We start from the raw sequence: 11,942 nt of genomic DNA on the forward strand, positions 1-11,942 counted from the left end.
TTAACAGTTCTTACGGTTACACCAAAGTCTACGCGCTAGCCAGGCACGCCACCCCAGCTAATCTTCAAAGAGCCTGCTGCGACCGGCTTGACTCAACCGGATGCACAAAGGACGGGATGAGATACGTTCTGCCAGCCCCTTAGTTTCAAGCCCCTCGATGTACTTACGAGTCGTACTTCTTGACCTACCCGACACCTCGGTTAGCGTATCCCAAGTAACTCCCAATCCATTACCAAAAAGACGTTCATGGGCAAGAACGTAGAGGGTTCCGGATAGACCCTCGGTGAGCTCCTCATCATCAGCCACCAATACATCAAGGCGGGACTCCAGAGCAGACATCTGCTTCTGTTTCAGCTCGAAATCATCCATCAAAGCTACCTGTGCATCTTGGATTAACTCCAACATTGTATGAACAAAGGGGGTAGCATCAGCAAAGTTCAGTGGCTCTTCAACATCTGTGAACGCCCTATAGTACTTAGGTCTCTGCCCATTAATTTGAGAAGCCAAAGTCAGCACGGTAAAAGCAGAAAAAATATGTAGAAGCTGAGCACTCAGCAAAAACCTGCCGAAACGCCCATTGCCATCATAGAAAGGGTGGACTGCCTCAAACATAAAGTGGGAAACCACCCTGGAAAGAAGGAAGGAGGCGCTGTCGTCTTCCAGGTGTTCCAACATTGCTTTGAGTTGCTCAGATATTTCCCCCTCATCTTTGGCTCCGGCATGGATAACCTCGTTAGCACCGTCGCGCACGTATACCGGACCAGTCCTAAATAGATCGCCATCAAGGCGATCATCCTCTTCAATTTCAGAGCCAAAGAGGCTGTCATAGGTAGCCCGGATGCCCTCTAAAGTAACAGGCGGCTCAACCTTGCCCTGGGAAAGCTCCAAGTACAGCGTCGCAATCTCACGGAACTTCTTATGCTCGTTTGGCGCTGCTTCAAGAGCGTCCATAATTTCTTGCCGCGTAGAACGCACACCCTCAATTTCATTAGTCGCTGCAATTTCCCTAATGATGAGGTTATATAGGTAGCTTTTCCGTGCCGCTACAGGGATATTTTGTGCCAGGTTTTTAATGGAGCGCTCATTGCGCAAAATCTTCTCTTGCAACTGGAGCAACCGGGGCGTAGCCGTATAGAAGAGAGTCTCCGCACCCACAGTAAAGCGCGTTTCAAAACCGTTAGACCGCCTGCGCTGAGCCTCAGAGGCAGCAGTATCATGGTCGTACTGATGAAAGACGCTCTTGAGCAACCTGTATTTCTGCATAACAGCCCTGCCTATCTCGTAAAAACACCCGTTTTTAGTATTTAGACCCCATCCTATCCATTCCTTAAACGTAAAAACATCCCTTTTTACGTTTAAGGGACGGCTCGGACGCACCCTTAAACCTAAAAAGCCCATTTTTAGGGTTAAGCCGCCGCCCCGTTCTGCGGTGCACAGCCCACGCACACAAAAGCGCGGCGCGCCCTCCCCGAAAGAAGGACGCACCGCGCCTGTAGAACTAGCTAGCTAGGGACTACTTCACTGAAGTACCTGCTGAGCCCAGCTGCTGAGCTGCTTCAACCACGCGAGCGGTCATGCCAGCTTCAGCTGCTGCACCCCATACACGGGGATCGTAGAGCTTCTTGTTGCCAACTTCGCCGTCAACCTTCAGCACACCGTCGTAGTTGCTAAACATGTGGCCAGCAACGGGGCGGGTGTAGGCGTACTGGGTGTCGGTGTCGATGTTCATCTTGATAACACCGTATGAAACGGCATCCGCGATTTCCTGCTCGGTTGAGCCTGAACCACCGTGGAAGACCAGGTAGAAAGGCTTGTCCTTGCCGTACTTAGCGCCGACCTCAGTCTGGATTTCCTTGAGCAGCTCGGGGCGCAGGTGCACGTTACCGGGCTTGTAAACACCGTGAACGTTACCGAAGGTCAGAGCAGCCATGTAGGTGCCCTTCTCGCCCAGACCGATAGCCTCAACGGTCTTGATGGCATCCTCAACAGTGGTGTAGAGGGAGTCATCGATAGCGCCCTCAACGCCGTCTTCTTCGCCACCAACAGCACCAATCTCGACCTCAAGAACCTGGTGGTTCTTAGCGGTGCGAGCGATCAGCTGCTGAGCGATTTTAAGGTTCTCTTCAAGGGAGATAGCTGAGCCGTCCCACATGTGTGAGTTGAAGATGGGGTCTTCGCCGCGGGCTACAGCCTTCTCTGACTCTTCAAGTAGGGGCAGAACGAAGCCGTCCAGCTTGTCCTGGGGGCAGTGGTCGGTGTGCAGAGCAATGTTGACATCATACTGCTTAGCGACCTCGCGGGCGTAGGCGGCGAAAGCCAGTGAGCCAACAACCATGTTCTTCTTGGTTGAGCCTGACCAGTATGCTGCGCCACCGGTTGATGCCTGGATGATGCCGTCTGAACCTGCCTCAGCGAAACCTGCAATGGCTGCGTTGAGGGTCTGTGATGAGGTGACGTTGATTGCTGGGTACGCGAAACCCTTGGTCTTCGCGTTTTCAAGCATTTCTGCATAGACTTCCGGGGTTGCAATAGGCATGCTGACTCCTTGGTTGTCGGTTGGGCGGCCCGGTTGGCTGCCTGTTGATCGAGTTAGTACCAGCGCTGCCGGGCTAACCGGTCAGGGGCACTTGCCTACTTCTCAGTTTACCAAGGGTGAACGCGCTTAAGGTAGGTTTCCCACACAAATTTCGGTCATAAACCCACTTAAAACCATGAAGATCATAGAGTCTAATGCACCTCAAGCCCAATTTTTCTCGGTCGAGAACGCTTACATGTTGGTTTTTATGGGTTTACGTGCACGCCTCTTACCCTCAGCTCGCTCCCTATTGATACGCAAGGACGCCGCCGGTGCGCCTTCCCGCAACGAGCAGGGAAGGTGCACCGGCGGCGTCCTCACCGGAACCTAAAAGGCTAAAGACCGAAGACCCAGACAGCCAGACTCATGGTGGTTGCGGTAATGGCGAAGATACAGAAGATATTCAGCCACAGACCACCCTTAATCATCTGACCGATGGTGACATACCCTGAGCCGTAAGCAATGGCGTTGGGCGGGGTTGCCACCGGCAGCATGAAAGCGCAAGTTGCAGCCAATGCCACGGGGATTGCCAGCAGCATGGGATCGTAGCCCATGCCCATGGCGATGCCGCCAGCCACGGGTAGGAAGGTCGCCGCGGTAGCCGTGTTGGAGGTCAGCTCGGTGAGGAAGAGGACACCGGTAGTTACCAAAGCCACAATCAGCAGAATGGGCAGAGCGCCCAGACCGGCAACCGTGCTACCAATCCATTCGGTCAGCCCGGAGCTAGTGAACTGCCCTGAGAGAGCCAGACCGCCGCCGAAGAGTAGCAGGACGCCCCAAGGAAGCTTGGTGGCAGTTTCCCAGTCAATCAGGCGGACACCCTTATTGGCGCTGCCACGGGCAGGCAGGGCAAAGAGCAGTAAACCCACAGCCACTGCGATGCCGGCGTCCGTGATGGGGGGCGCATCAGACCAGATGATGGGCACGAAAATCCAGGCAAGAGCCGCCAGAATGAAAATCCCCAGCACCTGCCCTTCGCCCGAGCCCATGCTACCTAGCTTCTGGTACTCGTTAGCAATCAGCTTTTTACCGCCGGGGATCTCATCAATTTCAGGCTTGAACAGTACCTTGGTCAGCATGAACCAGCAGAAGAAAAGAACCACAATGGCGAGGGGCATGCCCACTATCATCCACTGACCAAAACCGATCTGCACACCGTGTGCATCTGCCATGTAGCCTGCTAGCAGGGTGTTGGGAGGGGTACCAATCAGGGTGCCCAGCGAACCGATGGACGCCGCGTAGGCAATGCCCAGCATGAGCGCAGTGCCAAAGTTGGACTCAATGACAGCGCTCTTGACCTCATCGCTGTCAGGGGTGGCGCCGTCCTCAATCTGAATGTTCTTACCGCCGGTTGCCTGGGCAATCAGCATGAGCACGGAGACACCGATAGGGATCATCATGACCGCGGTGGCGGTGTTCGATACCCACATCGAGAGAAAGCCCGTGGCCACCATGAAACCCGCAACCATCATGGAGGGGTTGGTGCCCATGACTTTGAGGGTCAGCAGGGCGATGCGGCGGTGCAGGTTCCAGCGCTGCATAGCAAGTGCCAGCAGGAATCCGCCCATAAAGAGGAAAATGATGCTGTTGCCGTAGCTAGCGCCGATATCGTTGATTTTAACTTCGCTATTAAACACCGGGAAAATCACCAGCGGCAGGAGGGCGGTGGCAGGGATGGGGATCGCTTCGGTCATCCACCAACCGCCCATGAGCACAGCAGTTGCCGCAGTGAGGCGGGCGGCGTCCGGCACCTCGCCGGGCATGACGAAGTAGACCAAAAGCGCGGCCGCTAGACCACCGATGAAACCAATGAAGCGCTTTTTGCGTTCGCCCTGTTCAACCTCTGGGGCTTGAGAGCCGCGAGACTGGTGAATCTGAGAAATCGCCTGAGTGGGCGCTGCACTGTACTTCTGCAGGTGGTCGCCCGTGACGTGGGGTTTTGACATGTAGACCTCACTTCGTTGTGTGTGTAACTCCTGGCCCGCACTCATGCGGGGGTTCGTTTCACTCTACTAGACAAGGCCTTTGGTGAAGTGTACTTCACAGGTGTGTGACGCTGGTGGGCGTAGCAGTATAAGTAACGCCTCACCAACAGGGGGCAATCCCCTCCTGTTAGTAAGGCGTCACCCCTGCAGATGCGTGGGTGAGCAGGGCGCCGGGCTAAGCCTGCCCATGTCTCTAGGCGGAGGCCGTCTCGCGCACCTCACGCCGGCGGTCAGCGATAGTGAAGGCAAGCCCGCTGCTGAGGGTGAGAATAATAGCCGAGAAGGCTGCAATAATACCCAGGTTCCAGTGGAAGCCGGCCTCGGTCAGCGCATAAAGAATGGAGGGGATTAGGGCAGTACCCACAGCGGTTCCCATCCGTTGCCCCAGTGAAAGCACACCACCGGCGACACCGCTGACCTGCGGCGGGACCGACTTGAGAGTCAGAGTCTGATTAGGTGAGATAGTCAAGCCACCACCGATGCCCAGAAGGATCAGGGGCACTGCTAGCGCCCAGACCGGCAAAGTGCCGTTTTCAACCGGGGTGATGAGAAGTATCGTTCCAGAAATCGCCAGTAGAGAGAAGCAGAACCCCACCATCACCATACGGCGGCCGGAAGTCAGCACACGGCGTCCTGCCCAGGGAGCAACAAAGGCCGATACCAGCGCTGAGGGCACCCCAATCATGCCAGCCATGAGGGCGCTCTGGTTTAGATGCCCCTGCACGTAAATAGGTATGATCAGCCAAACACTGGTATTCCCCAAGAAATAGAGGGAGACAATCATGATGCCGTTGCGGAAGGCAGGTTGCGTGATGAGGTCCATGTCCAGCATGGGCGGGTGCCCAGCCTTCTTGTAGCGCCCTTCCCAAATCACGAAGAAAACGAGCAGAGCCAAACCTAGCGGTAAAAAGACCCAGAAAACCGGGTTGTCGCTGCGTTGCACAAAGGGCAGAAGAAGAGTAAATACGGCCAAGGCTAGAGTAACCATACCCACGGGATCGAGGTCCATGCGCTTGGCGTTGGAGGAGGGCGCAATGCGGTCTCTAGGAATCCACCGCAGGCCCAGCACCACACCCAGCAGGCCGATGGGCACGTTAATGAGGAACATCATGCGCCAGCCCAGTGACTCGCCAAAGATTTGAATCAGGAAGCCACCCAGCACCGGGCCCACAATCACTGCAAGCGCCACCACCGAACCGAACATACCGTAGGCGCGAGCGCGGGCTTGGCCGGTGAAGTTTTGTTGGATGATGCCAGTGGTTTGCGGGTTAATGAAGCCAGAGCCGAGGCCCTGTAGAACGCGGGCAACAATCAGAAACTCGATGGAGGGGGCCACACCGCTGAGCAGGGAGCCCAGGGTAAAGAGAATGAGCCCGAGCATGAACATACGGCGGCGGCCGGTAGCGTCACCCAGACGTCCGGCGGCAACCAGTGGCACCGCGAAAGAAAGGGCATAGCCCGAAACGACCCACTGGGTTTGGCTAGAGCTTGCCCCCAGTGATGAGCCGATGGGCGTGAGTGCCACGTTGACCACGGACACCGCCATGAGCGCCATGAAGAGAGGCACGAGCAGTGCAGTCAGCAGTTTCTTGGGGCTGGTGTGAGCCGGTAAGGACGCAGACCCCCCGCTACCGTTAGTAGGGGAGGGTGGGGTGCCGGGTTGGCTCATTACAGGCGTCCTTTCGTGCACAGGTGCAAGTCTCTATTTGCCAAGGGTACACCCGCTCAGAAGGCTGAACTGATTGCTAGAAGCCGCTGCGGTTAAAATGGCATTTCCTGCCGGTCAGCGGCATTTATCTGTCATTCACCGGCAAGAAGCGCCACTCTGCACGAAAATCTAGTTGACCTTCTGACCGAACTCGTGGCGGCGGATCCAGGCGTGCATAGCGATACCGGCGGCAGTTGCCGCGTTCATGGAGCGGGTAGAGCCGTACTGCTCGATGGACAAAGTCGCCTCTGCAGCAGCGTGGATTCCCTCTGACAGGCCCGGGCCTTCCTGGCCAAAGACCAGCACACAGTCCTTAGGAAGGTCATAGGTTTCTAACTGCTTGGAATCTGGGAAGATATCGATACCGATAATTGCTAGCCCCTCGGCTCGTGCCCACTCGACGAAGTCTTCGACCGTGGGGTGGTGGCGCACGTGCTGGTAGCGGTCGGTGACCATGGCGCCGCGGCGGTTCCAGCGCTTCTTACCAATAATGTGCACCTCTTTCGCCAAAAAAGCGTTGGCGGTGCGCACCACGGTGCCAATGTTCAAATCGTGCTGCCAGTTCTCGATTGCCACGTGGAAGGTGTGGCGTCGGGCGTCCAGGTCAGCGATGATGGCGTCCATGGTCCAGTAGCGGTAGTGGTCTAAGACGTTGCGGCGGTCGCCCTGGCGCAACAGTTCCTCGTCCCAGTGCTCACCCTCGGGCCACTCGCCTTCCCAGGGGCCGACGCCGACCACGCGGGCATCCTCAGGAGCCGGGGCCAGGGGCTGATCGGGTGCAGCTTGGGCAAACAGTTCGCTTTGCTGGTCGTCACTCATGAAATAAAACTCTCTCTCACACGGCAAAAGACCCCTGCGCTGAGGGGTCTTCTGCACCAAAAACAGTGGTTAGTCGAGGCCCAGGTCGCTCTTGGAGTAGGCGTAGAGGCAGGGAACGCCCGCGATCTCTTCGATGTGCTCCTTGGCGCCGGTTGCTCGGTCAACGATGACGGCAACAGCCACGACCTCGGCACCTGCGTTACGCAGGGCCTCAACAGCGGTCAGGGCGGAGCCACCGGTGGTGGAGGTGTCCTCAACAGCAACGACGCGGCGTCCAACCACGCTGGGGCCTTCAACCTGACGGCCCATGCCGTAGGACTTCTGAGCCTTACGCACTACAAAGGTGTCGATGGCGCGGTTATTGTCGCCTGCGGTGCGCATGATGGCGTGCCCGACGGGGTCAGCGCCCATGGTCAGACCGCCAGCGGCATCAAACTCGATGCCGGCTGAGTCAATGAGGTCAAGCATGACCTGACCGACCAGGCGGGACGCCTCGTGGTGTAGGGTGATGCGGCGCAGGTCGACGTAGTAGTCGGCTTCTTTACCGGACGCCAAGGTCACCTTGCCGCGCACAACGGCAAGTTCAGAGATGAGCTGGCGCAGACGCTCACGGGCTTCTTCGATGGTGGGGGTGTCAGAGAGGTTAGTCATGTTCCCTAGTCTAATGGGTGTGCCCATGCCACCTGTAGCTCCGAGGCTCTAATTCTGCGTTGGGTTTGAGTGGAGATAACGCTACTTAGAACGCCAGGTGAGGGCAGGCCGCTAGACCAGCGGGCGTAGCATGGTACGCATGAACCTTTTTAGGAAAGACACCACCGAAACTACCGGGCAGAAACTCACCCGCTTGGGTCTGGGTGCTGGCCTCACCTTCATGGGCGCTTTGCATTTTAAGAACGACGCGGTGCATTCGTTCGCATCTATCGTCCCGCCGTGGGTACCGGGCAGCCCCGAGGGTGCGGTGTATGCATCCGGTGTTGCTGAACTGACCCTGGGCCTCATCCTGCTGACCGCACCCGGCGCACGACGTGTATCCGGTCTAGGTTCTGCGGCCCTTTTTGCGGCGGTTTTCCCCGCCAATGTTTACCAGTACACTCAGGGCATTGATATCCCGGGGGTATTTGATACCGACACCAAGCGCCTGCGCCGCCTCCCCTTGCAGATTCCTATGATTGCCGCAGCTCTTTACGTAGCTAAGAAGTAGCTGCGGGGGGTTGCTGAGATTCCATTAGGCCCCGGCCACCCCATCAGCGGGGCGGGGCACGGCCGCGCGCAACTTGGTGACCATCTCGTCATATTCGGCAACGGGGTCTGAATCAGCCACAATCGCTCCCCCAGCAGCCAGGGTGAGAGTGCCATCCCTATAAGCGACCAGCGTCCTAATCACAATGGACAGGGCAGCGGAGCCGTCTGCCCCAAAGTAGCCCAGAGCGCCGGAGTAGACCCCGCGAGCGCGCCTCTCAAGCCGGTCGATAATTGCCATGGTGGACGCTTTGGGCGCCCCGGTCATAGAGCCACCTGGGAAGCAGGCGGCAGTTGCATCTACCGCAGTGATGCCGGGGCGCAACTGGGCGGTAATAGTGGAGACCAGCTGGTGAACGGTCGAGTAACTTTCAACGCCCATGAGCACCGGCACGCGTACCGACTCGGGGTAGGACACCAACGAGAGGTCGTTGCGGAGCAGATCCACAATCATGAGGTTCTCCGCCCGGGTTTTTGGGTCCGATGCCAGCCAGGCGGACGCCGCGGCGTCCTCTTCGGAGGTAGCACCGCGGGGCACGGTGCCCTTAATGGGCTTGCTCTCGGCTTGCCCACCGGCGGTCACGCTCAGGAACTTTTCGGGCGACGAACTGAGCACCGTAAACTCATCGCAACGCAAAAAGCTGGCGTAGGGGGCAGAATTTTTCTCACGCTGGGCTAGATAAAGAGCCAGAAGATCAGCTTCATCAAGAGCAGGCTGAACCCGGGTAGATGTTTCAGCGGTTAAGCAGACTTCATAGCTGTTGCCCTCGAAGATTTCCCGCTGAGATTCCTGTACTTTAGCGAGGTAGTCATCGCGGTCAGGTAGGGGAAAATCCGGTATGGCAGGTACATATGCTCTAGCTTGCATAGTGTGAGCACCAGTGTTTTCACGCAACTCTGCCAACCGGCGTGCCGTCTGCTGAACCCAGGCATCCGGGCCTATCAACCAAGCCTTACCACTAGCGTGCTCGTAGGCCAGGTAATGGGTAGCAGGCATCCAGAGCGCGTCGGGGGTGGACGCGTGCCGATACGGATGCTGGTGGTGAAAGTTAGTCAGTTCAAAATCGGCGTGTGCCTCATAGCCCATAAAGCCTACGTAACCGCCAGGCAGAGCATCCGGCGGGAGGCCCTCCGCGCCGGCAATAGCGGGGGCATCCGCCAGCATCCGAGGCAGAACCTGCCAGATAGTGCCGGGTAGGGTGCGCGCCATAGCCCCCTTACCATCGAGAACGCTGACCTGCGGCTGGGTTAGCCCGGCAGACTCATAGCGTAGCGCTCCCCCATCGTGAGGGGCACCCAGGTAGGAATAGCGGGACATGGGCGATTCATCGCGAGCTGAGTCCAGCCAAAAAGCGTAAGGGTTGGTGCCTGCCACCAGGGGGAAGGCGTCTTTGGGTTCCACCGGGAAAGGCAGGGGCAGGCAGGTCAGGGAAGTCACCGGTTTAGTATATCGGGCAAGATCTGGGGGCAAGGTATAGCGAAGAGAGCGGCCCTCCCACTGCACCAAAAAGCCGCCCCGGTGATACCGGGGCGGCCGTAGTAGCACCGTAGTAGCAGAGGAGCTTAGCGTACTTGCGGGGTCTCACCGTTCTCGGAGACCATGGGCATCTCGGCGTCCTGCCAGGCACCCATACCGCCAATGACGTTGATAGCGTCAAAGCCGTACTGGTTGAGGTAGGCGGCAGCCCGCAGTGAGCGGCCACCGGCACGGCAAATGACGTACACATCTTCGTCTGCTGGCACATCACCGTACCGCTCGGGAACTTCGCCCAGGGGAATATGCTGGGCGCCGGCGATGTGACCTTCTTGCCACTCGTAGTCCTCGCGGACGTCCAGAATTTTGGCGCCTTCGGGAATCTGGTCGACGGTGACCTGGGGGATGTCTTCGTTCACAGTGGAGTCCTTTACTTGAGATGTTTCTTAGCTTCAGGATAGGCGGGGCAGGGTGCTGCTCACAAGTGGTTCAGCCAGTACCGAAATCATCGTCTCCGAACCGCACTTCTACGCTGTGAGCACAGAGCTTTTCTCCCCACCCCCCCTTTGACAAGCCGCGCTACAGAGCTAGAGTTAACAGAAAGCACGCTTACAAACACCGTGCGCTTACTCAAAGGAGGTTGCTATGAGCACCTACGCACTCACCAACGCCAATACCGGTAAGGTTGAAAAGACTTTTGATAGCCTCGCATCCAGCGAGATCCCCGGGCTCATCGACACTGCCCACGAGGCCTACCTTTCCTGGAAAAATAACTCCGTAGCGGAGCGCGCCACGGTGCTCGCGGCGGTCGCCAAGGGCTTCGATGCTCGCAAGGATGAACTCGCTGAAATCATCGGACGTGAAATGGGCAAGCCCCGTGCCGATGCTCTGGCTGAAATCCAGCTTGTGGTGGATATCTTCAACTGGTACGCCACTGAAGGCCCTGCACATCTTGAAGATTCACCGCTGAATGCCAAGGGTGCACCCGTAAACTTCGTGCGTCACGACCCGCTGGGCGTCCTTTTGGGTGTCATGCCCTGGAACTTCCCCTACTACCAGCTAGCACGCTTCACCGCCCCCAACCTGCTGGTGGGTAACACGGTCCTGATGAAGCAGGCGTCTATCTGCCCCGTTTCATCAGCTGCTTTTGAGGAAGTATTGCTAGAAGCAAACCTACCCAAGGGTGCCTACCAGAACCTCTACCTCAACACCGAGGACGTCGAACACATCCTCAAGGATTTCCGCGTGAAAGGCGTATCGGTCACTGGCTCTGAACGTGCCGGTGCTGCAGTTGCTGAGCTGGCGGCGCAAAACCTTAAAAAGTCTGTCATGGAACTGGGTGGCAATGACCCCGCCATTGTCCTGGCCGACGTTGAGAACGTGGGCAAGGTGGCAGAAACCCTTGCTGGTCTGCGCTTTTCAAATGCTGGCCAGGTATGCACCTCACCCAAGCGCATCATCGTGGTTGAAGACGTTTACGACGAGTTCGTTGAAGCAGCAAAAACCGCCGTTGAGAACTTCGTGGTGGGCGACGCCGATGACCCCAAGACCCAGATGGGCCCGTTGTCCTCAGAGTCAGCACGCGATGACGCCGTCGAGCGCATCGAGCAGGCAGTCAAGGACGGCGCGACCCTGCATGCGGGCGGCAAGAAGCTAGACCGCCCCGGCTGGTTCATGAGCCCTGCCCTGCTCACCGACGTTGATTTCGATGATGACCTCTCCTGCAATGAACTCTTTGGCCCGGCTCTTGTGGTCTACAAGGTCAAGGACGAGGCAGCGGCAATTGAGTTCGCCAACGCCAGCGAGTACGGTCTGCAGGCATCTGTGTGGACCGCGGACATGGACCACGGGCTTGAAGTTGCTGATCAGATCGAAGCCGGTATGGTATTGGTCAACGAGCACGTTGTTACCCAGGCAGATTTACCCTTCGGTGGTATCAATAAGTCAGGTTACGGCCGTGAACTCACCCAGTGGGGTCTGCTTGAGTTCACCAACGAGAAGCTGATTCGCGCTACTAAGCTCAGCTAGAACCCTTCGCGCCGCTCTTTCGCGGTTTTGTGTGACCCGGCTATTGTTCTAGCCGGGTCACACGTTTTAAACCGAGGCGCAGCAAAAGGCTCTCTAATGCTCGTCGCCTCATCA

General features: G+C 57.5%; 11 protein-coding genes. 3 read left to right on the forward strand and 8 right to left on the reverse strand.

What is annotated here, in order from left to right; translation table 11 throughout:
• Nucleotides 1-57: 57 nt before the first annotated feature.
• On the reverse strand, nucleotides 58-1,263 hold the full coding sequence (locus tag VVR27_RS02030) for a Fic family protein (protein WP_368546842.1): 1,206 nt from the start codon (nucleotides 1,261-1,263) through the stop codon (nucleotides 58-60).
• A gap of 250 nt (nucleotides 1,264-1,513) precedes the next feature.
• Nucleotides 1,514-2,536, reverse strand: coding sequence for a class II fructose-bisphosphate aldolase (fbaA, locus tag VVR27_RS02035; RefSeq protein WP_368546843.1), 1,023 nt, complete (start codon nucleotides 2,534-2,536; stop codon nucleotides 1,514-1,516).
• A 175-nt stretch (nucleotides 2,537-2,711) separates the two neighbouring features.
• Between fbaA and VVR27_RS02040 the strand changes: the two genes are divergently transcribed.
• Nucleotides 2,712-2,906: a hypothetical protein gene (locus VVR27_RS02040; protein WP_368546844.1), complete on the forward strand. Its 195-nt coding sequence runs from the start codon at nucleotides 2,712-2,714 to the stop codon at nucleotides 2,904-2,906.
• A 4-nt stretch (nucleotides 2,907-2,910) separates the two neighbouring features.
• On the opposite strand, the gene VVR27_RS02045 is transcribed toward VVR27_RS02040, so the two are convergent.
• The 4 genes from VVR27_RS02045 to pyrE form a co-directional block, all read right to left on the reverse strand.
• Nucleotides 2,911-4,521 (reverse strand): DASS family sodium-coupled anion symporter, encoded by a 1,611-nt coding sequence (locus VVR27_RS02045; RefSeq protein WP_368546845.1) that lies wholly within the window; start codon nucleotides 4,519-4,521, stop codon nucleotides 2,911-2,913.
• A gap of 232 nt (nucleotides 4,522-4,753) precedes the next feature.
• Nucleotides 4,754-6,229: an MFS transporter gene (locus VVR27_RS02050; RefSeq protein ID WP_368546846.1), complete on the reverse strand. Its 1,476-nt coding sequence runs from the start codon at nucleotides 6,227-6,229 to the stop codon at nucleotides 4,754-4,756.
• A gap of 168 nt (nucleotides 6,230-6,397) precedes the next feature.
• Complete coding sequence (locus VVR27_RS02055; RefSeq protein WP_368546847.1) at nucleotides 6,398-7,087, reverse strand: TrmH family RNA methyltransferase; 690 nt, start codon at nucleotides 7,085-7,087, stop codon at nucleotides 6,398-6,400.
• Nucleotides 7,088-7,156: 69 nt separating this feature from the next.
• Nucleotides 7,157-7,738, reverse strand: a complete 582-nt coding sequence (gene pyrE / locus VVR27_RS02060; protein WP_251379534.1) for an orotate phosphoribosyltransferase — start codon at nucleotides 7,736-7,738, stop codon at nucleotides 7,157-7,159.
• Nucleotides 7,739-7,877: 139 nt separating this feature from the next.
• Between pyrE and VVR27_RS02065 the strand changes: the two genes are divergently transcribed.
• Nucleotides 7,878-8,288: a hypothetical protein gene (locus tag VVR27_RS02065; RefSeq protein WP_368546848.1), complete on the forward strand. Its 411-nt coding sequence runs from the start codon at nucleotides 7,878-7,880 to the stop codon at nucleotides 8,286-8,288.
• 24 nt (nucleotides 8,289-8,312) lie between these two features.
• Here the strand turns inward: VVR27_RS02065 and VVR27_RS02070 are convergent, their stop codons facing one another.
• The gene (locus VVR27_RS02070) at nucleotides 8,313-9,764 is read right to left on the reverse strand and encodes an anthranilate synthase component I family protein (RefSeq protein WP_368546849.1); all 1,452 of its coding nucleotides are present in this window, start codon (nucleotides 9,762-9,764) and stop codon (nucleotides 8,313-8,315) included.
• Between the two features lie 125 nt (nucleotides 9,765-9,889).
• Complete coding sequence (locus VVR27_RS02075) at nucleotides 9,890-10,219, reverse strand: rhodanese-like domain-containing protein (protein WP_345443457.1); 330 nt, start codon at nucleotides 10,217-10,219, stop codon at nucleotides 9,890-9,892.
• Between the two features lie 226 nt (nucleotides 10,220-10,445).
• Between VVR27_RS02075 and VVR27_RS02080 the strand changes: the two genes are divergently transcribed.
• Nucleotides 10,446-11,828 (forward strand): aldehyde dehydrogenase family protein, encoded by a 1,383-nt coding sequence (locus tag VVR27_RS02080; RefSeq protein ID WP_368546850.1) that lies wholly within the window; start codon nucleotides 10,446-10,448, stop codon nucleotides 11,826-11,828.
• Nucleotides 11,829-11,942: the final 114 nt, after the last annotated feature.

This window comes from Rothia sp. LK2492, assembly GCF_040946345.1.
Taxonomy (GTDB): Bacteria; Actinomycetota; Actinomycetes; order Actinomycetales; family Micrococcaceae; genus Rothia; species Rothia endophytica.

Excerpts from the sequence above, each read along its gene's own strand:
- VVR27_RS02030 (WP_368546842.1), bottom strand. The coding sequence starts at position 1,263 with ATGCAGAAATACAGGTTGCTCAAGAGCGTCTTTCATCAGTACGACCAT.
- fbaA (WP_368546843.1), bottom strand. The coding sequence starts at position 2,536 with ATGCCTATTGCAACCCCGGAAGTCTATGCAGAAATGCTTGAAAACGCG.
- VVR27_RS02040 (WP_368546844.1), top strand. The coding sequence starts at position 2,712 with ATGAAGATCATAGAGTCTAATGCACCTCAAGCCCAATTTTTCTCGGTC.
- VVR27_RS02045 (WP_368546845.1), bottom strand. The coding sequence starts at position 4,521 with ATGTCAAAACCCCACGTCACGGGCGACCACCTGCAGAAGTACAGTGCA.
- VVR27_RS02050 (WP_368546846.1), bottom strand. The coding sequence starts at position 6,229 with ATGAGCCAACCCGGCACCCCACCCTCCCCTACTAACGGTAGCGGGGGG.
- VVR27_RS02055 (WP_368546847.1), bottom strand. The coding sequence starts at position 7,087 with ATGAGTGACGACCAGCAAAGCGAACTGTTTGCCCAAGCTGCACCCGAT.
- pyrE (WP_251379534.1), bottom strand. The coding sequence starts at position 7,738 with ATGACTAACCTCTCTGACACCCCCACCATCGAAGAAGCCCGTGAGCGT.
- VVR27_RS02065 (WP_368546848.1), top strand. The coding sequence starts at position 7,878 with ATGAACCTTTTTAGGAAAGACACCACCGAAACTACCGGGCAGAAACTC.
- VVR27_RS02080 (WP_368546850.1), top strand. The coding sequence starts at position 10,446 with ATGAGCACCTACGCACTCACCAACGCCAATACCGGTAAGGTTGAAAAG.